Source organism: Peptococcus simiae (assembly GCF_046097595.1).
GTDB classification, from domain to species: Bacteria; Bacillota; Peptococcia; order Peptococcales; family Peptococcaceae; genus Peptococcus; species Peptococcus simiae.
Map to the genome: position 1 here is coordinate 157,004 of NZ_JBJUVG010000002.1, position 20,180 is coordinate 177,183.

Consider the following 20,180-nt stretch of genomic DNA (forward strand, 5'->3'; position numbering starts at 1 on the left):
CAATTCAACTACTTAATTATACAAAATAGTGCAGGGGGCGTCAAGACATAGGCTTATATTTCTCAGCTAAATATGCCCTGCCCATTTCGATATCCTTCATAATGGCTGCCTTCAATTCTGGAAAAGAGGCAAACTTGGTGATACCCCGCAAAAAGTGCAAATCACGGACGCAAAGCCTTTCGCCGTAAATATCCCGGTCAAAATCCATAAGGTAGGCTTCAACCGTTTCAAAGGGGTCATCATTGACCGTTGGCTTGGTGCCAATATTAATGACGGAATGAAAAATCTGGTGCGGCTTGTCGGCTAAAAAACACCGGCCGGCATAGACCCCGGGCCTGGGTAGGAGCAGGTCTTTTGGCAAGGAAATATTGGCCGTTGGAACCAGAAACTTCCGGCCATTGGCCAGCCCATGGATGACCTCTCCACAGAGCTGGTAGGGGTAGCCCAGATAGGTCTCCACCTGGGCGACGTCCCCTTGTCGAAGCAGCTGACGGATGACGGTACTGCTCAAGACCTGCCCATCGCACTTGTAAGCCGGAATCACTTCCACCGGAATAGGGGCCACAAGGTCGACCAGGTCCTGGGCCTTCCCCCTGGCCTGGTGACCAAAGGTGTAGTCAAAGCCCACTACCAGGCCCTTGGCTGTCAGCGTTTTTTGAAGGAGGTCCCGGGCAAAAGCTTCCGGGGGCAGTTCGGCAATCCTTTTATCAAAGGGCACCGAAAAAACTTCGTCAACAGCCAAGTCCTCAAGCCGCTTCATTTTTGTTTCTTGACTCATAATATATTTAAAACCAGGGTCAGCCAAGGACTGAAACTGGGGGTAAAAAGTGGCAACCATCAGGGGTATGCCAAGCTTTTGAGCCATTTCATAGCCCTTTTGGATCAGGGCCTGGTGACCTAGGTGGAGTCCATCAAAGTGGCCTAGGACAAGGACTCTTGCCTGATTGGGAACTTCTTTAAATGAATGGTATATTTTCATATTTCGCCTACCTCTAGTCATTAAAAACCTTTTTAGGTTGAAATTCCGCGTCTTTTATAAAGCCGATTGCGACCATCTTATCCAGATGACTTGCAACAACCGGGCCCCCTTCTATCCCAGCGTTGGCCTGTAGGGGGATGGCATTCCCATTCTGGACCCGTTTCTGCTCATCCCCAGTTAAGGCAAGTTGGGGATAACCTTTCATGGCTTCGTACATGGGAATAATATAGGCAGCTGGATCCGTAGCTTCTTCTAACTGGGCTAAGGGAATGGCCTGGGAAAGGTCAAATTGTCCGCTGGATAAGCGGCGCAAGCTGGCCATATGGGCAGAAGATCCAGCGGCCTGGCCGATATCTGCACAAAGGGACCGGATATAGGTGCCCTTGCTGACAGTTACTGAAAAACAGGCCTGGTGTCGGTCATATGTATGGAGCTGGATTTCTTTGATGGTAATCTGCCGGGCCTTCACTTCCGGTAGGGGCCTGCCTGCTCGGGCCAGTTTGTAGAGGGGGACACCGTCTATCTTAATGGCCGAATACTTAGGCGGGATTTGCATTTGCTCACCTAAAAAACCCTCCAGGAGGGCTGCAAAGGCCTCTGTACTTAAGTCCGGCAGGTCCGTTTCCTCAACCACCTCGCCGGAGGCATCTAGGCTGTCTGTGGCCTGGCCAAAAACAAGCTGGGCCTGGTAGGATTTATCATCTGCTGTTAAATATTCAGCCAACCGGGTCGCCTGCCCCAGGCAGATGGGTAAGACTCCTGTTGCATCCGGATCCAAGGTTCCCGTATGGCCGATCCGCCTTTGCTTGAAGACCTTCCGTAACCGGCTGACTACATCGTGGGAGGTTAAACCGGCCGGTTTATCAATGACGAGGATGCCGTTAATCATAAGGCCTCCCTTTTCAAGTAGCTACGGGCCCTTTCGGTAAGGACTTGGCGGGCCTCTGCCATCGGCAGCTTCAACTTACAGCCGGCAGCACGTACGTGTCCGCCACCGCCAAATTCGCCGGCCAATTGGTTACAGTCGACATACTGCTTGCTCCGTAAGCTGACTTTTATTTCGCCAGTGGCTAGTTCGCGAAGCAGGATGGATAACTCAACCCCCTGCACTTCCTTCAGCTGACCGACCAAGCCGTGGACCTCATCATCCGCAACCCCCAGAGAGGCCATGAGGTCATGGGAGATTTCCGCTACGGCGACTTTACCGTCAAAGATAAATTCGCTGGAATTATACAGGGCATTGAGCAACTGGAAGCGCGCCTTTGAAGTACTTTCAAAGACATGGTAGCGAATGGCAGCTAAGTCTGCCCCACAGGTCATCAGCCAGGCAGCTGTGGAAAAGGTATCGGCTGAGGTTTTTTCATAGCGAAAGGACCCGGTATCGGTGTGGATACCGGTTAAAAGGCAGGTCGCCGCCTCTGCTGAAACCGGGAAGCCCCACTTCCGGCACAGGTCGGCCATAATGGCACAGGTAGCCGGGGACTCGCTATCTACATAGTTTAAATCCGAGAAGGGCTCATGGCCGGCATGGTGGTCAATGGTAATGGTTCTTTTGCCGGCCCAGGCGGCCTGGCTTAGGCCGAGCCGGTCCAGGTTGCCGCAGTCCAGGGCTATTTTCACATCCGGCTCAGGGCTTTGGTCAGTCCAGGGGGATAAGTCATTCATGCCGGGCAGAAAGGCAAAGCTTTCCGGCCGGCCGGTTTGATTATAAATGTCCACTGTCTTACCTAACTGTCGTAAAACCTGGGCCAAGCCCAGTTGGGCTCCAATGGCGTCTCCATCCGGATGAATGTGCGAAAAAATAGCAATCCGCTCTGCGTCCTCAAGGGCAGAGCGAATGGCCATATCATTGTTATTGATCATTTTTGAGGTCATTTAAAATCCCATCTATCTTAGCGCCGTAAATCATTGAGTCGTCCAATAAAAATTCCAAAGCAGGAACCGTCCGGGTTTTTAACCGCTTGCTTAAAAGGGTCCGGATATAGCCGCTGGCCTTGTTCAAAACATCAACGACTTCCTGACGTTCCTCATCCTTACCCAGTTTGCTGATGTAGACCTTGGCATAGCCCAGGTCCCCGCTTACAGATACCTCAGTGACACTGATTAAGCTGTCGATACGCGGATCATTGATTTCTGACCGAATGATATCCGTCATGTCTCTTTTAATTTCTTCAGCTACCCGCTCTATATTGGCCATACTACCTCCTAAGAGAGTTCGCGTTTAATTTCTTCAAAGGTGTACGCTTCGAAGACGTCACCTTCTTTGATGTCATTGAATTTTTCAAATCCGATACCACATTCATACCCAGCAGCGACCTCTTTAACATCATCTTTAAAGCGTTTTAAAGAGGCCATTTCACCGTCATAAATGACGACGCTGTCGCGAAGAATCCGGATATTGGCATTGCGGACAATTTTACCGTCAGTGACATAGCAGCCGGCGACATTCCCAATCTTAGGTACCTTAAAAACGCTCCGGACCTCTGCTTGGCCCAGGTCAACTTCCCGAATTTCAGGAGCTAAAAGACCGCTCAGGGCATTTTTAACGTCATCGATGGCTTCATAGATAATGCGATAGGTATTGATATCGACATTTTCCTTGTCAGCTAACTTCTTGGCGTTGATATCCGGCCGGACATTAAAGCCAATGATAACAGCCTGGGAGGCCATGGCCAGCATAACGTCAGATTCCCGGATACCACCGACAGCCGTTCGGATAATATTGACCCGGACCTCTTCTGTACCTAATCCCTCTAAAGATTGGCGCATGGCTTCGATAGACCCCTGGGTATCTGCTTTTAAAACGATATTCAATTCCCGGACATCGCCTTCTTGGATCTGGCTGAACAATTCTTCCAGGGAAACCGCCGACCCCCGACTAATTTCTTTCATGTGCTTTTCTTGTTGACGTTTTTCAGCCAGTTGTTTGGCCAGTTTTTCATTGGCAACGGCTGCAAAGTCGTCCCCGGCTTCCGGCACTTCACTGAGCCCGAGAATTTCTGCCGGTGTTGAAGGGCCGGCTTTTTCTAAGGGCTTGCCATTGTAGTCAAACATGGCCCGAATCCGCCCTTGGGTGGAGCCGGCAATGACGAAGTCACCGCTATGAAGGGTCCCGTTTTGAACCAGGAGGGTTGCTACAACCCCACGGCTTTTATCCAGCTTGGATTCAACAACCTTCCCGACGGCGTGACGGTTGGGGTTGGCCTTCAGGTCTTCCATTTCAGCAACCAAAAGGATCATCTCTAGCAGCTCTTCAATACCATCGCCCCGTTTGGCAGATACCGGGACCATAATGGCGTCGCCGCCCCATTCTTCAGCCACAATGCCGTACTGGGTCAGCTCTTGCTTGACCACTTCCGGGTTGGCGTCAGGTTTGTCTATTTTATTGATGGCCACAATAATGGGCACTTCTGCCGCTTTCGCATGGTCAATGGCTTCAATGGTTTGCGGCATGACCCCATCATCTGCAGCGACTACAAGGATGGCAATGTCGGTAATTTGTGCCCCCCGGGCCCGCATGGAAGTAAAGGCTTCGTGGCCTGGAGTATCCAGGAAGGTAATGCGCTCATTATTAAAGCGCACCTGGTAAGCACCAATCTGCTGGGTAATCCCGCCGGCTTCTTGGATGGTTACGTTCGTTTGGCGAATCTTATCCAGGAGGGAGGTCTTACCATGGTCAACGTGCCCCATGATGGTGACAACAGAGGGACGTTTACGCAGGTCATGAGGATTATCTTCGACTTCCAGTTCCTTGAGTAAGTCCTCTTCCATGGTGGTTTTAACTTCAACGGTTGCCCCATATTCTTCAGCAATAATGGAAGCCGTATCGGCGTCCAATTCCTGATTCATGGTTGCCATCATGCCCAGGCTCATGAGTTTCATGATGATTTCACTGGCCTTTTTACTCAACTGACGGGCCAGGTCTTGGACAGTGATGGTTTCATTAATCACGACATGGTGCTTAACTTCAGCAAATTCGCGCGGTTCATGTTGGGGCGCCCGCTTATTATGGCGTTTGTCCTTTTTCCCCTTGCGATTTTTCTTGTTAAAGGACTGGTTTCTGTTTTGACCGTTCTTATCGTTTCTATTTGAATGGTTGTTTTGATGAGAAGACCGATTGTCATTTGGACGGTTTTGTTGCTTTTGTCTTTTGTTGACGTTTTTCTGGCTATGGGATTTTTCCCCTTTTTTCTGGTCAACATGGTTGCCTTTTTGCTGCCCATTCGACTGGTGCTTATGCTCAGATTTTTGACCATCTTTTTTATGATGATGCCCGGCGCCTCCCCCTGCCTGCCCCTTCTTTTCCTGATGAGAAGCTTGGCTTGACGGGTTGCCCTTGGCACCCTTATGTGTTTTATTTTTATCAGCTGTTTTATTAGATGGTGCGGTAGACTTTGCTTCATGGCTGAATTTGTTTTTGATATCTTGAGCGACAGACTCAGAAACCGTGCTCATGTGGTTTTTCACCGGCACCTGCATTTTTTCCAGTTCCTGAATAATCGTCTTAGAATCTTGTTTCAGCTCTTTAGCGAGTTCATAGATTCGTACTTTTCCCATCATCACACCCCGATTCTTTCTGGTTTTATTTTTCCATAGATTCCATCCTGCATTTTAAGATTGCATCTGCAAATGAGTCATCTAAAAGGGCAACGATGGCTCTGGGCGACTGGCCCATGGCTAAACCTATTGCACTTTTATTTGAAAAAGAAAAGCATGGCAGGTCAAAGCTTTCGGCTTTACGGTACCAGCGGTTTTTAGCTTCTTCGCTGAGATCATCTGCGATGACGAGTAATTTGACTTGGTCTTTTTTCAGAAGGGCTCGCACATTGGCATCGCCTGAGGTGATTTTTTTAGCCTTTTGGGCAAAACCTAAAAGACTTAAGATTTTCTTTTCAACCACTTCACTTAACATAGGCTTGAACCTCGGCCAGGAGTGCCTCAAAAGCTTCGTCTGTTACGGACGTTTTAAAAGAAGCTTGGAGCCTTTTGCGGAAGGACTTATCTAAGCTGCAAATTTCACGACCGCATAAATAAGCGCCCCTTCCCGGCATTTTCCCACTTGGATCAAGATGGAAGGCACCCTTGCTATCTCGCACAATGCGAATTAATTCTCTTTTTGGCAGTTTCTCACCACAGGACAAACAGGTCCTTTCAGGCACTTTTTTTGTCATGGTCCACCTCTTAATTACATTTCATCTGAAAAAATAAAATTATAATTAATCTCCTGCTCGTCCGCTTGGCTTTTGCTTTTTATATCGATTTTCCAGCCGGTCAACTTAGCGGCTAAACGGGCATTTTGCCCCTCTTTGCCAATGGCCAGTGACAACTGGTCATCCGGCACGACAACAATCGCCTTATTTTCCTCTTCATCGACCAAGACATCGATGACCACAGAGGGACTAAGAGATTCGGCAATGTATAAGTCTGGCGACGGTTCCCAGTTGATAATATCGATCTTTTCGCCGTTCAACTCATCGACAACAGCCCGTACCCGAGACCCATTCGGTCCAACACAGGCACCGACCGGGTCGATATTTTCATCGTTGGAAGCAACAGCTATTTTAGACCGCATACCGGCTTCTCTAGCCACCGACTTGATTTCCACATAGCCATCCTGAATTTCAGGGACTTCAAGCTCAAATAAACGGCTGAGCAAGTCGGCATGGATACGAGAAAGGATAATTTGTGGCCCTTTAGCTGCATTGCGAACTTCGACAATATAGGCCTTGAGCCGTTGGCCGGCTTGGATGTCTTCGCCGGGGATTTGTTCCGCTACAGGCAACATACCATCTGCATTATTGAGCCGTACAGTACATACCCCATGGTCGATCCGGTCAACAATCCCGGTGACGATATCAGACTCGCGGCTGGCAAATTCTTTGAAGACATGTCCACGTTCGGCTTCGCGTAATTTCTGCACAATGACTTGCTTGGCCGTTTGCGCTGCAATCCGGCCGAAATTTTTCGGTTCTTCTTTTTCAGAAATCGTATCCCCGATTTTAGCATGGGGGTAACTTTCCTGAGCATCGAGTAGGGCAATTTCCGTTTGGGGGTCTTCCACTTCAGCAACGACGATGCGGTCGATAAAGACATCGATGGCATCTGTTTTGCTGTTAAACTCAATGCGGACATTCACATCGCTGCCATAGTTTTTCTTATAGGCCGAAACCAGAGATGTTTTAATGGCTTCTTCAATGACAGCCGGCTTTAAGCCCTTTTCTATTTCCAGTAAAGTAAGAATTTCTCGCAGGGAGTCTTTCTTAGCCTTTTTCTTCATGCTCCACCTCAATACCTCTGTTAAAATTCAAAATATAAGTTCGCTTTAGCAATATCAGTATATGCCAGCTGATAGGATCCCCCGGAAGATGTGACCAGGGTAATGCCTTCTTCATCTGCCTTTTCCAAGCTACCGACAAGGGTTTTTAGGCTATCGACAGCCTTATAAAGCTTGACGGAAACCAATTGACCGGTAAAACGGATGAAGTCTTGCGGTTTTTTCAGTGGCCGTTCAATCCCCGGGGAAGAAACCTCTAAGCGATAGGCCCCCTTAATCGGCAGGTCTTCACGCTGGTCTAGGGCCTCTCCTAAAAGCCGATTGATTTTTTCGCAATCGTTTAAATCTATATGTTCATCCTCAGCTAGACGATCACAGAATAACCGTAAGAAATAATCGCCGCCTTCTTTTCTGTATTCAACGTCAACCAATTCAAAGCCATAGGATTCTAAAAGGGACGCAAAATGTTTTTCAATGTAGGATTCGGTTGCATTCATAGGGTGTTCACCACCTTTAATAAATAGGAAAGAGTGGGCTGGCCCACTCTTTCCGCTAATAAGTATAACATAGAATTAAGCGTATAGCAAATTAGGATAACAACTGGTCTACATACTTAGAGAGCTCTCCGACATTTTTAAATCCCTCTACCTCTTCATCAGGCAGGTCGACATTAAATTCACTTTCAATATTCATAATCACTTCTACGACGTCTAAGGAATCTGCCTCTACTTCTTCAAAGGTCGTATGCTCGGTAATCTTAGCCGGGTCAATGGACAATTGGTTGGCGACGATTTCTTTCACTTGTTCAAAGGTGGTCATATTATTCCTCCATTCCATCTTTTGCTACAGCTTCTTCTATCTGAGAGATGAGTTGGGCTTCGATACATTCTTTGGCAACAAGGATACCATTGACGACGGCTCTTGCGTCACTATTCCCGTGACAGACAATGCTGACGCCCTTGACCCCAAGGAGGGGGGCGCCGCCAACGGCTTTAGGATCCATGGTATCTTTGAGGCCATAAAAAGCCGGTTTGAGTAAAAGGGCCCCCATCTTATAGCGGGCACTCTTTTCAATTTCTCTCTTTAAAAGTTTAAAAATATTTTTACCAAAGCCTTCAAGGGTTTTTAAGATGACATTGCCGGTAAAGCCATCACAAACCATGACATCAGCAGTGCCCTCGGTAATTTCCCGTCCTTCTATATTGCCTATAAAGTGAAGGTCAGATTGTTTCAGCAATTGGTGGCTTGCTTGGGTAAGGTCGCTGCCCTTTTCTTCTTCAGCCCCATTGTTGATGAGGGCCACCTTGGCCGGCTGACCGGTTAAAAGCTGCATGTATACGGCACCCATGGTGGCGAAGTCCAGAAGGTTATCTGGGTCGACCTGGGTATTGGCCCCGGCATCAACTAAGAGCTTGGGTCCCTGGAGGGTCGGTAGAAGAACGGCAATGGCCGGTCTCTTAATCCCCTTAATCCGGCCTAGGCGAAAGATGGCTGAAGCCATTTGGGCTCCGGTGTTTCCGCAGGAGACGATACCATCGCAATGGCCATCACGGACGAGATCTGTCGCGAGGCGAACAGAAGCTTGTTTTTTCTGACGGAAGGCTGTCGCCGGGTGTTCATTCATGCCGATGACCTCATCGGTATGTACAATCGATAGGCGGTCCTTGACCTGCTCATCGATAAAAGGCTTAATCTGGGCTTCATCGCCTACTAGGACAATTTCCTCTATTTCCGGAAATTGTTGGAGGGCTTGGCAGGCACCTAGGACGACTTCTTTTGGTGCATAGTCGCCTCCCATTGCATCTACGGCTATCTTCATTGAGCCTCCTTGCCGGTGGCTGCTAGAATCCCTTCCAGGGCCGCTTTTCGGTCCTCTTTGCCAAATATAGCTGATCCGGCAACGAGGCACTTGGCCCCAGCATCGACAACCGCCTTGGCGTTATCTGTGGTAATGCCACCATCTACCTGGAGAATAGCTTTAGAGCCGGCTTCATCCATGAGCCGACGGAGTTCTTTGATCTTAAAGGTGATGTCTATAAAGGACTGGCCCCCAAATCCCGGGTGGACGCTCATAAGTAAAATCAGGTCAGCTTCAGTCAAATAGGGTTCAACAGCTGAAAGGGGAGTTTCCGGGTTGATGGAAAGGCCGGCCTTACAGCCCAGGGCCTTGATATCGGCCAGGGTTTGACGAACATCCCGGCTGGCTTCCTCATGGACTGTAATTAAATCAGCGCCGGCATCGGCGAAGTCTTTTAAGTAGCGGCTGGGCTCGGCAATCATCAAGTGGCAGTCAAAAAAGAGGTCGGAGACCTTGCGAATGGCCTTGATGACAGGGATCCCGAAAGAAATATTAGGCACAAAAAGGCCATCCATGACATCCAGGTGAAGCCAGGGTGCTCCGGCTTGATCGATGGCTTTTAATTCATCTTCGAGCCGGGCAAAATTAGCGGATAAAAGAGACGGTGAAATGATTATAGACACAAGCAGCCCCCTCTTACTCTAGTTCGGATAGTAAAGTGCAGTAATTCTGATAGCGTTTATCGGATAGTATACCCGAATGAACAGCTGTTTTAACACCGCATACCGGTTCATTGATATGCAGACAGTCTCTATACTGGCAGCCATCTGCCTGGTCCATAAAGTCAGGGTAGTAGTGAGATAGGTCCCTTCCTTCTAAATCCTTGGGCAGGTGGAGCATGTTGAAACCGGGTGTATCGACAATAAAGCCACTTTCAAAAGGGATAAAGCGGGTGGTCCGGGTGGTGTGCCGCCCCCGCTTTAATTTATCGCTCACTGAGGCGGTGGCCTGGTCATCACTGCCTGTTAAGGCATTAATGAGGGTTGATTTTCCCACGCCGGATTGGCCGGCGATGGCGGTGGTTTTTCCGCTTAATTCATCCAGCAAGCCCTCTACCCCTAGCCGGTCTCGGGCGCTGATTCGAAAAACCGGGTAGCTATCGCGGTAGTAGGTCTGGATGGCTGTTAAGTCGGCAGTCAAGTCGGCCTTATTGAAAACCAAAAGCGGTCTGATTTGATGGTAGTGGGCGATTACCAGAAGGCGGTCAACCAGTAAAAAATCCACTTCCGGATCTTGCAAGGCGGATAGGATAATTAATTGATCAATATTTGACAGACTGGGCCGGTGTAAGGCATTCTTTCTGGGATAGATGGATTCTATCGTCCCTTCCGCCTTTTTGCTAGGCTCGATAAGCACCCAGTCTCCGGCAACAGCAATCTGCTCTCCTCTTTTATTTTTCCCGCGCAAGCGGCAGGTATAGAGGCCCCCTTCTGTAAGTACCTCATAAAATCCACCATGTGCAGTTAAAACCCGGCCTTTCATAGTCACCTCACTAAGTGTTGATTTGATTAATTTCTCTGCCATTCAGGCTAATGTGTAGCTTACTTCCGGAGGGGGCATTATAATTTTTACTAAAGGACTCCCCTTCTTCATGGACGCCGCGGTAGAGCATGGTTTGGTTCCCTGATGCATCCGTTTGGGTAATAACGACGACTCCCTTTTCCGGTAAGACAAAGGACACATTGACAGGAACATCTTCACTAACGTGTCTGCCCGTCCCAATAGTGAGGGTAACGCCGGTCCCTTTTTCAAGTTCGGCACCAGGTTCAATGGATTGACCGATAACGCGGTCCTTGTCATCATTTGAAGTTTCTTCTTCACTGGTAGAAGATACAGTCAGGCCACGGCCGGCTAAGGCTGACCGGGCTTCCGAAAGCTTCATCCCCCGGAGGTCCGGCATGGTGGCGTATTCCGGTTTTTTGCCCAAGCTCACCGTAATGTCTATAGCCGTATCCTTGTCGACTTCTTTACCGGACCGGGGTGACTGGGAAATGACCTTTCCTTCCGGGACACTGCTGTCATAGTCCGTCTGGACCTTACCAAGGCGCAGCTTGGCATCCGCTAAAGCTTCTCTAGCTTCAGCCTCTGTTTGTCCCTCTAAGTCCGGCACTTCTATTTTTTTAGGGCCTCGGCTGACGACAACGCCGATAAGGCGGCCTTTTCTAACCTTTTTGCCGGCTACCGGATCCTGACTAATGATGGCCCCTTTTTCAATCTCATCACTATATTCGGTATCAATTTCCTTAATGCGCAAGCCCTCTTGGGCAATAATCTGTTCTGCATCCGGATAGGAAAAGCCAATGACAGAAGGCACTTCTATATTCCCGCCGCCAATAAATGACTGGGCAATTTTCAACGTCCCAAAGGCAGCGAGCAAGACTAAAAGGAAGATGAGCATCCGCGTCCAGCGCTTTTTCCGATCTGCCCGTTTTTTATCCTTAGAGACTTTTTTGCTTTCTTGTTTGGTTGGCGCCGGCATGTCTGTGTGTTTTTGGGTTAGGTTCCGCGGCAGGGCCAGGGTATCATTCATCGGGTCTAGGTCCGCCTCTGCTTGCGGAAAAACGGACATTGGCTGGTAGCCGGTTATATCGGAAGCATCGGTTTCCCGGATGACCTCAAGGGTTTCCGCCAGCTCTGCCATATCTCGGAAACGAAGGTCCTTGTCTTTTTCCAGGCACTTCAAGACCACGGCTTCCATTGCTACCGGGATACCGGGGACAATGGATGTTGGCGGGACAGGCTCTTCTTGAATATGCTTTAAGGCAACGCTGACAGGGTTGTCACTGGTAAAAGGCACCTGGCCGCAAAGCATCTCATATAGGACAATCCCCAAGGAGTAAATGTCGGATTTTTCATCAACCCGCTCCCCTCGGGCCTGCTCCGGTGAAAAATAGTGGGCTGAGCCTAAGATGCCCTTGTTATGGGTAATGGTCGTACTGGAAAGCATTTGCGCAATGCCAAAGTCTGTAATTTTTACTAGGCCACTGCGATCAACTAAGATATTATGGCTCTTAACATCTTTATGTATAATATGGTTTTTGTGGGCGGCGTCTAACCCCCGGGCCGCCTGGATGCCAATATCAGCGACCTGGTCCCAGGGGAGGTAGCCCTCATCATTAATGATTTGCTTAATGGACATCCCCTCAACAAATTCCATGACTAGGTAGGCCGGATCTTGGCTGGCGTCAAAATCATAGATATTGACAATGTTGGGATGGTTTAAGGCCGCAATAGACTTGGCCTCTTTTTTAAAATGCCGTAAGAATTCCGGATCTTCGACGTATTCTTCCCGGAGGACTTTAACCGCAACTTGCCGGTCCAAAAAGGTGTCCTTGGCCAGATAAACAATGGCCATTCCACCACCACCAATTTTCCGGATGATTTCATAGCGACCGCCTAGAATGTCTTGCACAGTTGACCGCCTCCTTCCTGTCGATAGAGAACAATTGTCAGGTTATCCCTGGCCCCACGCTCTAACGCCAATTGCTCAAAACGCAAGGCCACTTCTTCCAGGTCATCGGTGTAGCTGACGACTTCATACATTTCTTCCACATTTGTATACCGATACATACCATCAGTCATCAGCAGTAAGATATCCCCTGCCGATAGGTCACCTGACAAAAATTGAGGGTCACAACTGGGCTCCGGTCCAATAGCCCGCATCAAGGTGTTCTTAGGACTATCTACTCTATTTTTTAACATAGCCTGGCGCATGTCTTCATCTAAATTTTCTAATTCCGCCCAGAAGGTATGGTCTTTTGACAGCTGGTTAGGAAGGCTATTCTGATGAAGGATATAGGCTCGTGAATCGCCCAAATGGCCGAGGTAGTATTTTCCATCACGGATGATAAAGGCCGTTAAGGTCGTCCCCATAATGCCCCCATTGGTTTTGTTTTCTTGATAGCTATGCACCTTTGCATTCGCCCGTTGAAAGCCCTCCCGGAGAAGGGCTTCAGCCGGTAAGTGGATATTCTCCTCTATAAACCAATGCAGCTCATCAACAGCCAGCTGGCTGGCAATATGCCCGTTTTGATGTCCACCGATACCATCAGCGATAATTAAAAAACGTCCCCTTCCATCACAATAGTATTCATCTTCATTCGTTTTACGCACTAAGCCAATATGCGAACGGCCAGCAACCAACAAGCCTGTCACCTTCTTCAGTATAAATTTGCATATAAACGCACAGTAATGTATCAAGCTAATCATACCATGATTGATTATAAATGAAAAGATGACAGAAAAAAATCAAAAGTGCGGAAACAGCTAAGGAAGGCTGTCTTATTTTCTAAGTGATTGCTTAGATAACATCTAGGATGATATATCCAGCTGCTGAGATAAGTTTTTATCCGGCCCTCTGGCGCCATCGCCGCCGGCCGGAGGGACAAAGGGCTTGAAGCCGCTGCCCTCTGGCTTAGTCTCTTGCTGCTCATCTGGCTTTTCTTGCGGTGCAAATAAGTAGGGCCGGTGTTCCTGCATGTGGGCCAGTTGCTTGTCTAGGCCCTCTAGCTTGCCGTCTTTGACCAGGAGGGCTTCCCGGGCCAGGAGCTTTTTCACGATGTCGGCGTCATAGGCGCCGCTACCGGTTAGCCCCTTGTCTAGGAGGCTATCAAAGCGGAGATCTTCCAGTTCCTGGACGCTGGCCTTGTATTTTTCCTCCCAGTCGTCAGCGGACTTCTGAATGGCATCAATGTCCATGTCCTTATAGCCCTTGATGGTCTCGGTGGCGTCGACCAGCTGGGCCTGGAGGGTGTCTCTTTCCTTTTTCAGGCTCTCCGCCTTGCCCTGCTCGGCCTTGATGTCTTTACCGTTTTCTGCCATGACTGCATCTATTTGCTCTTGGGTTAGGCCTAACTTTTTCAGGGTGTCTGTATTCATGGGGTCTCCTCTCTCGCCTAGGCTTTTTAGGTCGTCGCCATGACCGGGCGTTCCCGTTTTAGGTCGGGCAACCAATTTTAGGTATAGAAAAAAGACCTTTTTACGACTTGTCCAGGTCGTGTGCTTTACCCTGCACGGGAGATAGTGGATCACCTCGCTTAAATTAGCTCCGCAATGCCCTTTGCAAGATTGGCAGCTTTTTTCATCATGGAATTTTCCTGCAGGTATTCCAAGCCTTTTAAGGTGATCTGAGGATGGGATAATTTGATGCCGGCTTGTCTGCCTAAAAGAGGGATGACAGTAACCCCTTCAATATACCCATTTTTAACCAGCATAGCCATAAGCTGCTCCCATTTAGGTTTGCTAATACCTAGAGAATCAGGCGAAATAGCTGCAGCGTCAAACTCTTCATACTCCATGGCTTCCCGCAAAATTTTCAAAATACGGTATATCGTACGAAATTCTTCCATAACCGTCTCCTTTCAACACAAAAGCCACCCGGGTTGGGTGGCTTTTAGCTCTGTAATATTATTTCTTCTTCTAAACGGGATTGCTCACGATGCCATGCTCTTATTTTTTCTTCTTTTTCGTGTATCGCTAAGGGTTTTTCTTCTTTATCTTCATATTTTCGAACTTCTTCTACCATTTTTTTTATATCTGGTGGGTAGCAAACCATGACAGCCATCTCTTTTTTACCTCCTAACCTAAAATCTTTTTTGTCCGATATTCGGCGAAAACTTCGTCGTAGTCCCCATTCTTAAATGAAAAGCCAGCATAACTACTTATCTTACCACTATTATTGGCATTTATGCCCAACTTGTCAAGTTGATGTTTGTTGTCCCGCTTGAGTCGTTTAATGTATTGACGGTAGTTTTCTCGGGTTATCACTCCATGTTTAGCTGTGTATCTCTGGGCATCCAGCCAATGTAGTAGTTCATGCACATAAGTGCTTAATTCGTTGCCTGCTTCGGATAAATCTTTCTGGAGCTCTAGCAAACGTTTTCTTTGTGTAGCGGCATGAAGTAAGTAGATCTTATTTTCTACAGCGTTATAAGAAGCTAAGGCCCCGGTTTGCATCTCTGCGGTATCTACAATAACGACTGCGGGCTTACTGTAGTCTTGAATGTCGCCTAATAAGGCATATGCCTCTGTTAGCTGCATATCGACAAAATGAGCTTCCTTACGAGTTAGCTTCACACGATCTGAAACAAGGATGGTATTCTGGCGGCCCAGCAGCGGGAGGACCTGGATACTCACCTGGCCACGCTTATAGGCCTGTGGTTTGTCGCCAAAAATAAGCGGCTTGTAGTTTTGCGCTGGTTCTTCTTGCCCCTCTGCCACCCACTCCTTATAAGTCCTGGCATTAGTCAGGTAGGTCTTTCCGTCTGCCTCTCTGGCGGCTCTGGGGCCGTCGGGTAGGAGGTCGTCAAAGTCGGGGTCGTAGGGGGCGGTTGTGGTCCGGCACCAGGGGTGGAAGGGTGGAGCGGTGGCGCCTATTTCCATCTTGCTGGTGGGGAACCGTTTGCCGTCCATTTCCTGACAGATGGTTGAGGTCTTACTGTCCAGGGTGGCGACGATTTCGTATTGCTTGACGCCGGTGGCCTTGTAGGCTTCTTGGGTGCCGGCGGTGGCGATGGCGTTGGATTCGGTCATGACCAGGCGGCCTATGGCGCTACGCATGGTCTTTTCCGGGAAGGCGGTAACCAGGGCCTTGACGGTCTCGTCCGGTGGTAGGCTTAGGGCCACTTGCCGGCTGAGGGTTTGGTGGAGGGTGTTGACCAGGGTGGCCTGGTCTTTCCACAGGCGCTGGGAGAAGGTCAGGCCGTCTACTGCCCAGGGTTTACGGATGGCGGCGTCTAGCCGGGAGACGGTCATGTCTATATGGGGCATGGTGATAAAGGCGGTATCCTTTAGGCCGGTTAGGGTAGCTTGGTAGGTGTCGCTATACTGCTTTTTTAGGTGGTCGGCCAGGTCTTGGTCATAGCTGCTGTAAAATAGCTGCATTTCCCGCCGGAGGGTATCCTTGGCGGCCTGGAGCCGGGATATCCGGACCCGCCTAGAGGCGTTGTCCAGCTCCCGCTCCATCTGGCCGGTTAGGGCGCCGGCCTGTCTGGCCCGCCGGGCGAAGGTTCTATCTGACACTAAAAAACACAAAAAAGCAGGTTCACGGAAAATCCGCAAACCTGCTGTGTTAACGTATCGGAGCGACTGGATTTGAACCAGCGACCTCTGCAACCCCAATGCAGCACTCTACCAAGCTGAGCCACGCCCCGACAAGCAATAATAATATTACTATCTTTACCTAAACTTGTCAAGGGGCTTGTTTATTTTAGATGTTCTTTTAAAAAAATTAAGCCATCTGCCAACATTCCATCTGTTACGATATGGCCGACGCCTTCGTAGATTTCGTGCTTAAATAGCCCTTCGTCTTTGTTATGGGCCTGTAAATAATCAGCTAGTCGAAGGTTGCCTGCAAGGGGAATGGTTTGGTCCTCAGCCCCATTGGTCAAGAAAAGGGGCCGGTTGACCAGCTGATTCGCGGCCTGCAGGGGGTTGTATTGGCTGGGCCGATAGACCACTTTACCTAAGGGGGACCGGCCGGCCTTGATGGCTTCAGGGGTTGTTCGGTAGTTCATGGCCAGGTTTTCCGCAATGAAGGACCAGTCGCTGGCGCCATTATAGCCAATCCCACAGCTGATGTAGGGGTATTGGGTCATGAGGGCCAGGCTGACAAAGGCCCCCATGGAGTGGCCCATAACGGCCAAGCGGTTAGGGTCAGCTGCAAAGGTTTCCACCAGTTCTTCATATATGACTGGAAACTCTGCCACTTCCTGGTCAATGACCTGCCAAAAATAGTGCAATACATTCTCCGGGGTATCTTCAACCTGGCCACGCTTACCGTGCATGGGCCCATCGAAAATAAAGACCTGGTAGCCAAAGGCAGCCAGGACGCCGGCCCGAAAACGTTGCCGGTCGGCATTGGACTGCCAGCCATGGTAGAAAATAAGGGTGGGATAAGGTTTCCGGCAGGCCTCTGCTTTAAAGCGATAGCCGGGAATGCCGGCAATTTCTATGCTTTCAATCTGGACATGGGGGCTAAGGGGAAAAGACATATCATCACCTCAAATACGAAAAGCTGTTTTGGCGCAAGGCTTCGAATAAGGCAATCCCAACGGATGTTGCGATGTTTAGGCAGCGGGCTTCTGGGATATCCAGCATGGGGATGCGCCATTCGTGTGCTTTAAGGGCTTCGTGAATCTCAGAGGTGACCCCTGTATCCTCTCGGCCGAAAAATAAATAATCGCCGTCTTTAAAAGCGGCTTCCGTATAGGCAGCCTTCCCTTTACTAGATAAGAGATGGACGGTGCCCGGCCCCTTCCGCTGGATAAAGTCATCAAAGTTCTCGTATTCATAAATATCCAATATATCCCAATAGGTCAAGCCGGCCCGTCTCAGGTTTTTCTCTGTGATGGCAAAGGCGTAGGGTTTGATGAGGTGCAAGGCTGTGCCGGTAACGGCACAGGTCCGGGCAATATTACCGGTATTTTGCGGGATTCTCGGTTCAAATAAGACAATATTATACACGTTCCAACTCTTTTCTTTGACTGTTGACTGGTTTCAAGCTATGCTTATTGTAACATAATCCCTAGGGCTGCGTACAAGAGAAAGGGTGATCCTATGCATCCCGAACTAAAAAAACTCATAGAGACACATGATAATATCGTTTTCTTCGGCGGGGCCGGTGTCTCGACAGAAAGCGGCATTCCGGACTTTAGAAGTCCGGATGGACTCTACAGCCGAAAGGACTTTAAGTATTCTCCGGAGACCATGCTCTCCCACTCTTTTTACGAAGGGCACACAGAGGAATTTTTTGAATTCTACCGGTCTTTTTCTCTAGCCCCCAATAATGGACCCAGCTGCGCCCATAAGAAGCTGGCTGAATTAGAGGCTCAAGGTAAACTCAAGGCAGTTATCACCCAAAATATTGATGGCCTCCACCAAATGGCCGGCAGTAAACGAGTCTTTGAATTGCATGGATCTGTCTTGCGGAACTACTGCACCCAGTGTGGCACTTTCTATGACCTGGATTTTATCGCCGGCACTTCCGGTATCCCCCGCTGTCCTAAAGATAATGCGGTGATTAAACCGGATGTGGTCCTCTATGAAGAATCCTTAGACTCGACCACTTTAATTGAGTCGGTCCGGGCCATTGAAGCAGCAGATATGATGATTGTTGCCGGGACCTCTCTGGTGGTCTACCCGGCTGCCGGCCTCCTAGACTACTTCAAGGGTGATACCCTGGTCTTGATTAATAAAGAAGCTACGCCCCGAGATGGCAAGGCTGACCTGGTCATCCATGCAGGCATTGGTGAAACCCTCTGCGGCGACTAAGCAAAAAATAAAAGTCCCAAAACTGGTAAGCAGCCAGTTTTGGGACTTTTTGCGCTTATGCTTTAGGGGCCAGCAGGCGATAGAGCATGTCAAAGATATCCGCTCGACTGGCGACTGGGGTTATGATGCCGCTGGTACGGCCGCTGCTCAGCAGGCCTTCCGATACGGCAACCTGTTCGGCCGAATCCCAGGTATAGTTCTTAGCGGAGACCTGTTTGAGCCGCAGGACAATGGTTGCCAACTCCCGCTTGCTCACCGGGTTACTCCCCTTAAAGCTGCCGTCAGGATAGCCAATCATATAGCCCTTCTGCCGGCAGAGCTGGACGCTCTCCTGGGCCCAGTCAGACACATCGGGACTGGGGCTCAAGTTGGTCCGCTTATGCCAGTCTTTACCGGCAATGCGGACAATAATCGCAGCCAATTCTTCTCGGGTCAAGGGGGCAGCACTGGCAAAGTTAGCGCCGCCCCGACCGACAATAATGCCATCCTTCCGGAGAAAATCCAGCTGCCGGCCAATCATATAAGGAAAGCGGATGTCCTTGATGGCCTGGGATTTTTCCGGGCTCCACTTGTATCCATAGTGCCTCAGTTGGTCATCGGTTATCAGGAATAAGTGGGTCTTAAAATTATCCGGCACCTGGGCCTCTCCCGGATCATTATTTGTCACATCAACATTCAGCCAATCCTGGATGGACTCTATAAAGACACTATTCCAGGTATGGGGAATCCCGTTCAGTTCGCCATTCACCTTGACACAGGGAATCCCCAGCTGGTCACAGATAAGCATAAAGGCACCGGCATAGCCTTCACAGACAGCCTTGCCATCAACCAGGGCCCCCTTAGCTGACCAGGGGGACAAGTCTTCAATCTCTTTGCCAGCGAGGAAGTCTTGGTAGACCGCCTCATCGTAGGCGGTGTGTTGGATTAAATAATTATTCACAAATTCCAGCTGGAGGACCGGCCCCGGCATGGCCAAGGCCTCTGAACGGATTTTTTGAATGCGGTCGAAAACAGCCTGGCGGGTTTCGCCTTCATTGGGGTTCAGCATAACGTGGACGTAATATTCTTCGGGCTTTTCCTTGTAATAGTAGTACTTCAGACTATGCTTGTAGCCGTCAAAGGTCGCGTAGGTCATGCCCAGGTCATTCAGCGACCTATCCAGGTCTTTGGCCGGGAGTTCTAATTTGACGATATTATGTTGCAAAAGGGTGTAGACAGCTTCTTCCGTGGAAGAAGCTGTCGCCCAAGCCGAATGGGGAAGCATAAAAAAACCGACAAGGAGAAAAATAGGCAAACAGGACCATCTTAATTTCATATCATCACGCCCTTGCACTTGAGCTATTTTTAGGTGTAAAAAAGCCGACAAAAATCCAATGATTTTTGCCGGCATGATAATCAATTAATGACCGGATGGGCAATTTCCGCCACAGCCGCTGGCGCTGGAACAACTGGAACAATCGCTTTCATTACCGTTTAAGGCGTTGGTAATGACCATATTAACAGATTCCAGAATCTGGTTTAATTCTTGGTTTGCGGACAGATATTCATTGATAATATCATTGTCGTTCATTTGTTTTTCCAGTTCTTGAAGGCGCTGTTTGGTCTCTTCCGGCAAGTCTTCGTAGTTTAAGCCTTTACTAATGGCGTCCGTCTGAATGCCTTGGTATTCCTCAACAATTTCACGGGCGTCCATATTAATCATGATACGGAGTTCCGTTTCTTTTACCCGACGAAGCTCCGGGCTTTCAGAAATGGCATCCGCTAGTTCTTTGGCTTTATCTAAAATACTCAATGTTATA

24 protein-coding genes and 1 tRNA gene are annotated in these 20,180 nt (G+C 49.1%); 1 reads left to right on the forward strand and 24 read right to left on the reverse strand.

The genetic code is table 11. The annotated features are described in order from the left end of the window. Positions 1–40: 40 nt before the first annotated feature. The 22 genes from ribF to ACKQTC_RS02295 form a co-directional block, all read right to left on the reverse strand. Positions 41–1,000: a riboflavin biosynthesis protein RibF gene (gene ribF / locus ACKQTC_RS02190; RefSeq protein ID WP_408976795.1), complete on the reverse strand. Its 960-nt coding sequence runs from the start codon at positions 998–1,000 to the stop codon at positions 41–43. Next, entirely contained in the window at positions 993–1,868 is an 876-nt protein-coding gene (truB, locus tag ACKQTC_RS02195) for a tRNA pseudouridine(55) synthase TruB (RefSeq protein WP_408976796.1), read from the reverse strand. The genes ribF and truB overlap by 8 nt, the downstream gene beginning before the upstream one ends. Continuing rightward, positions 1,865–2,854 (reverse strand): DHH family phosphoesterase, encoded by a 990-nt coding sequence (locus ACKQTC_RS02200; RefSeq protein WP_408976797.1) that lies wholly within the window; start codon positions 2,852–2,854, stop codon positions 1,865–1,867. Before ACKQTC_RS02200 ends, truB begins: the two co-directional genes overlap by 4 nt. Then, on the reverse strand, positions 2,832–3,176 hold the full coding sequence (gene rbfA, locus ACKQTC_RS02205) for a 30S ribosome-binding factor RbfA (RefSeq protein ID WP_408976798.1): 345 nt from the start codon (positions 3,174–3,176) through the stop codon (positions 2,832–2,834). The genes ACKQTC_RS02200 and rbfA overlap by 23 nt, the downstream gene beginning before the upstream one ends. A gap of 8 nt (positions 3,177–3,184) precedes the next feature. After that, complete coding sequence (infB, locus tag ACKQTC_RS02210) at positions 3,185–5,536, reverse strand: translation initiation factor IF-2 (protein ID WP_408976799.1); 2,352 nt, start codon at positions 5,534–5,536, stop codon at positions 3,185–3,187. 25 nt (positions 5,537–5,561) lie between these two features. Further along, the gene (locus ACKQTC_RS02215) at positions 5,562–5,891 is read right to left on the reverse strand and encodes a L7Ae/L30e/S12e/Gadd45 family ribosomal protein (protein WP_408976800.1); all 330 of its coding nucleotides are present in this window, start codon (positions 5,889–5,891) and stop codon (positions 5,562–5,564) included. After that, positions 5,881–6,150, reverse strand: coding sequence for an RNase P modulator RnpM (gene rnpM / locus ACKQTC_RS02220; protein WP_408976801.1), 270 nt, complete (start codon positions 6,148–6,150; stop codon positions 5,881–5,883). Before rnpM ends, ACKQTC_RS02215 begins: the two co-directional genes overlap by 11 nt. Before the next feature lie 14 nt (positions 6,151–6,164). Further along, positions 6,165–7,256 carry a transcription termination factor NusA gene (gene nusA, locus ACKQTC_RS02225; RefSeq protein WP_408976802.1) on the reverse strand — a complete coding sequence of 364 codons (1,092 nt, stop codon included), beginning with the start codon at positions 7,254–7,256 and terminating at the stop codon, positions 6,165–6,167. Between the two features lie 20 nt (positions 7,257–7,276). After that, the gene (locus ACKQTC_RS02230) at positions 7,277–7,750 is read right to left on the reverse strand and encodes a ribosome maturation factor RimP (protein ID WP_408976803.1); all 474 of its coding nucleotides are present in this window, start codon (positions 7,748–7,750) and stop codon (positions 7,277–7,279) included. Positions 7,751–7,841: 91 nt separating this feature from the next. Then, positions 7,842–8,072 carry an acyl carrier protein gene (acpP, locus tag ACKQTC_RS02235; protein ID WP_408976804.1) on the reverse strand — a complete coding sequence of 77 codons (231 nt, stop codon included), beginning with the start codon at positions 8,070–8,072 and terminating at the stop codon, positions 7,842–7,844. 1 nt (position 8,073) lies between these two features. Continuing rightward, on the reverse strand, positions 8,074–9,072 hold the full coding sequence (plsX, locus tag ACKQTC_RS02240) for a phosphate acyltransferase PlsX (protein ID WP_408976805.1): 999 nt from the start codon (positions 9,070–9,072) through the stop codon (positions 8,074–8,076). Continuing rightward, positions 9,069–9,734 (reverse strand): ribulose-phosphate 3-epimerase, encoded by a 666-nt coding sequence (gene rpe / locus ACKQTC_RS02245; RefSeq protein WP_408976806.1) that lies wholly within the window; start codon positions 9,732–9,734, stop codon positions 9,069–9,071. Before rpe ends, plsX begins: the two co-directional genes overlap by 4 nt. 13 nt (positions 9,735–9,747) lie before the next feature. Beyond that, complete coding sequence (rsgA, locus tag ACKQTC_RS02250; RefSeq protein WP_408976807.1) at positions 9,748–10,635, reverse strand: ribosome small subunit-dependent GTPase A; 888 nt, start codon at positions 10,633–10,635, stop codon at positions 9,748–9,750. After that, complete coding sequence (gene pknB / locus ACKQTC_RS02255; protein WP_408976808.1) at positions 10,604–12,523, reverse strand: Stk1 family PASTA domain-containing Ser/Thr kinase; 1,920 nt, start codon at positions 12,521–12,523, stop codon at positions 10,604–10,606. The genes rsgA and pknB overlap by 32 nt, the downstream gene beginning before the upstream one ends. Continuing rightward, a complete protein-coding gene (locus ACKQTC_RS02260; protein WP_408976809.1) occupies positions 12,508–13,320 on the reverse strand; it encodes a PP2C family protein-serine/threonine phosphatase in 813 nt (270 codons plus the stop codon). Before ACKQTC_RS02260 ends, pknB begins: the two co-directional genes overlap by 16 nt. Positions 13,321–13,422: 102 nt before the next feature. Beyond that, positions 13,423–13,989 (reverse strand): phage scaffolding protein, encoded by a 567-nt coding sequence (locus tag ACKQTC_RS02265; protein ID WP_408976810.1) that lies wholly within the window; start codon positions 13,987–13,989, stop codon positions 13,423–13,425. Positions 13,990–14,147: 158 nt separating this feature from the next. After that, entirely contained in the window at positions 14,148–14,459 is a 312-nt protein-coding gene (locus tag ACKQTC_RS02270; RefSeq protein ID WP_408976811.1) for a YjcQ family protein, read from the reverse strand. Positions 14,460–14,503: 44 nt separating this feature from the next. Beyond that, positions 14,504–14,674, reverse strand: a complete 171-nt coding sequence (locus ACKQTC_RS02275; protein ID WP_408976812.1) for a hypothetical protein — start codon at positions 14,672–14,674, stop codon at positions 14,504–14,506. A gap of 14 nt (positions 14,675–14,688) precedes the next feature. Then, a complete protein-coding gene (locus ACKQTC_RS02280) occupies positions 14,689–16,131 on the reverse strand; it encodes a minor capsid protein (RefSeq protein ID WP_408976813.1) in 1,443 nt (480 codons plus the stop codon). 57 nt (positions 16,132–16,188) lie between these two features. Then, positions 16,189–16,262, reverse strand: a tRNA-Pro gene (locus ACKQTC_RS02285). 51 nt (positions 16,263–16,313) lie between these two features. After that, positions 16,314–17,102, reverse strand: a complete 789-nt coding sequence (locus tag ACKQTC_RS02290; protein WP_408976814.1) for an alpha/beta fold hydrolase — start codon at positions 17,100–17,102, stop codon at positions 16,314–16,316. Between the two features lie 4 nt (positions 17,103–17,106). Further along, on the reverse strand, positions 17,107–17,574 hold the full coding sequence (locus tag ACKQTC_RS02295; protein WP_408976815.1) for a tRNA (cytidine(34)-2'-O)-methyltransferase: 468 nt from the start codon (positions 17,572–17,574) through the stop codon (positions 17,107–17,109). 93 nt (positions 17,575–17,667) lie between these two features. On the opposite strand from ACKQTC_RS02295, the gene ACKQTC_RS02300 reads away from it, so the two are divergent. After that, the gene (locus ACKQTC_RS02300; RefSeq protein WP_408976816.1) at positions 17,668–18,381 is read left to right on the forward strand and encodes an NAD-dependent protein deacylase; all 714 of its coding nucleotides are present in this window, start codon (positions 17,668–17,670) and stop codon (positions 18,379–18,381) included. Between the two features lie 55 nt (positions 18,382–18,436). Here the strand turns inward: ACKQTC_RS02300 and ACKQTC_RS02305 are convergent, their stop codons facing one another. Beyond that, positions 18,437–19,696 (reverse strand): S-layer homology domain-containing protein, encoded by a 1,260-nt coding sequence (locus tag ACKQTC_RS02305; RefSeq protein ID WP_408976817.1) that lies wholly within the window; start codon positions 19,694–19,696, stop codon positions 18,437–18,439. A gap of 84 nt (positions 19,697–19,780) precedes the next feature. Next, complete coding sequence (locus tag ACKQTC_RS02310; protein WP_408976818.1) at positions 19,781–20,173, reverse strand: YlbF family regulator; 393 nt, start codon at positions 20,171–20,173, stop codon at positions 19,781–19,783. Between the last annotated feature and the right edge of the window lie 7 nt (positions 20,174–20,180).

What these genes read in the sequence shown, in the direction of transcription:
- ribF (WP_408976795.1), bottom strand. Translation starts at nt 1,000, where the DNA reads ATGACTAGAGGTAGGCGAAATATGAAAATATACCATTCATTTAAAGAA.
- truB (WP_408976796.1), bottom strand. Translation starts at nt 1,868, where the DNA reads ATGATTAACGGCATCCTCGTCATTGATAAACCGGCCGGTTTAACCTCC.
- ACKQTC_RS02200 (WP_408976797.1), bottom strand. Translation starts at nt 2,854, where the DNA reads ATGACCTCAAAAATGATCAATAACAATGATATGGCCATTCGCTCTGCC.
- rbfA (WP_408976798.1), bottom strand. Translation starts at nt 3,176, where the DNA reads ATGGCCAATATAGAGCGGGTAGCTGAAGAAATTAAAAGAGACATGACG.
- infB (WP_408976799.1), bottom strand. Translation starts at nt 5,536, where the DNA reads ATGGGAAAAGTACGAATCTATGAACTCGCTAAAGAGCTGAAACAAGAT.
- ACKQTC_RS02215 (WP_408976800.1), bottom strand. Translation starts at nt 5,891, where the DNA reads ATGTTAAGTGAAGTGGTTGAAAAGAAAATCTTAAGTCTTTTAGGTTTT.
- rnpM (WP_408976801.1), bottom strand. Translation starts at nt 6,150, where the DNA reads ATGACAAAAAAAGTGCCTGAAAGGACCTGTTTGTCCTGTGGTGAGAAA.
- nusA (WP_408976802.1), bottom strand. Translation starts at nt 7,256, where the DNA reads ATGAAGAAAAAGGCTAAGAAAGACTCCCTGCGAGAAATTCTTACTTTA.
- ACKQTC_RS02230 (WP_408976803.1), bottom strand. Translation starts at nt 7,750, where the DNA reads ATGAATGCAACCGAATCCTACATTGAAAAACATTTTGCGTCCCTTTTA.
- acpP (WP_408976804.1), bottom strand. Translation starts at nt 8,072, where the DNA reads ATGACCACCTTTGAACAAGTGAAAGAAATCGTCGCCAACCAATTGTCC.
- plsX (WP_408976805.1), bottom strand. Translation starts at nt 9,072, where the DNA reads ATGAAGATAGCCGTAGATGCAATGGGAGGCGACTATGCACCAAAAGAA.
- rsgA (WP_408976807.1), bottom strand. Translation starts at nt 10,635, where the DNA reads ATGGCAGAGAAATTAATCAAATCAACACTTAGTGAGGTGACTATGAAA.
- ACKQTC_RS02260 (WP_408976809.1), bottom strand. Translation starts at nt 13,320, where the DNA reads ATGATTAGCTTGATACATTACTGTGCGTTTATATGCAAATTTATACTG.
- ACKQTC_RS02265 (WP_408976810.1), bottom strand. Translation starts at nt 13,989, where the DNA reads ATGAATACAGACACCCTGAAAAAGTTAGGCCTAACCCAAGAGCAAATA.
- ACKQTC_RS02270 (WP_408976811.1), bottom strand. Translation starts at nt 14,459, where the DNA reads ATGGAAGAATTTCGTACGATATACCGTATTTTGAAAATTTTGCGGGAA.
- ACKQTC_RS02275 (WP_408976812.1), bottom strand. Translation starts at nt 14,674, where the DNA reads ATGGCTGTCATGGTTTGCTACCCACCAGATATAAAAAAAATGGTAGAA.
- ACKQTC_RS02290 (WP_408976814.1), bottom strand. Translation starts at nt 17,102, where the DNA reads ATGTCTTTTCCCCTTAGCCCCCATGTCCAGATTGAAAGCATAGAAATT.
- ACKQTC_RS02300 (WP_408976816.1), top strand. Translation starts at nt 17,668, where the DNA reads ATGCATCCCGAACTAAAAAAACTCATAGAGACACATGATAATATCGTT.
- ACKQTC_RS02305 (WP_408976817.1), bottom strand. Translation starts at nt 19,696, where the DNA reads ATGAAATTAAGATGGTCCTGTTTGCCTATTTTTCTCCTTGTCGGTTTT.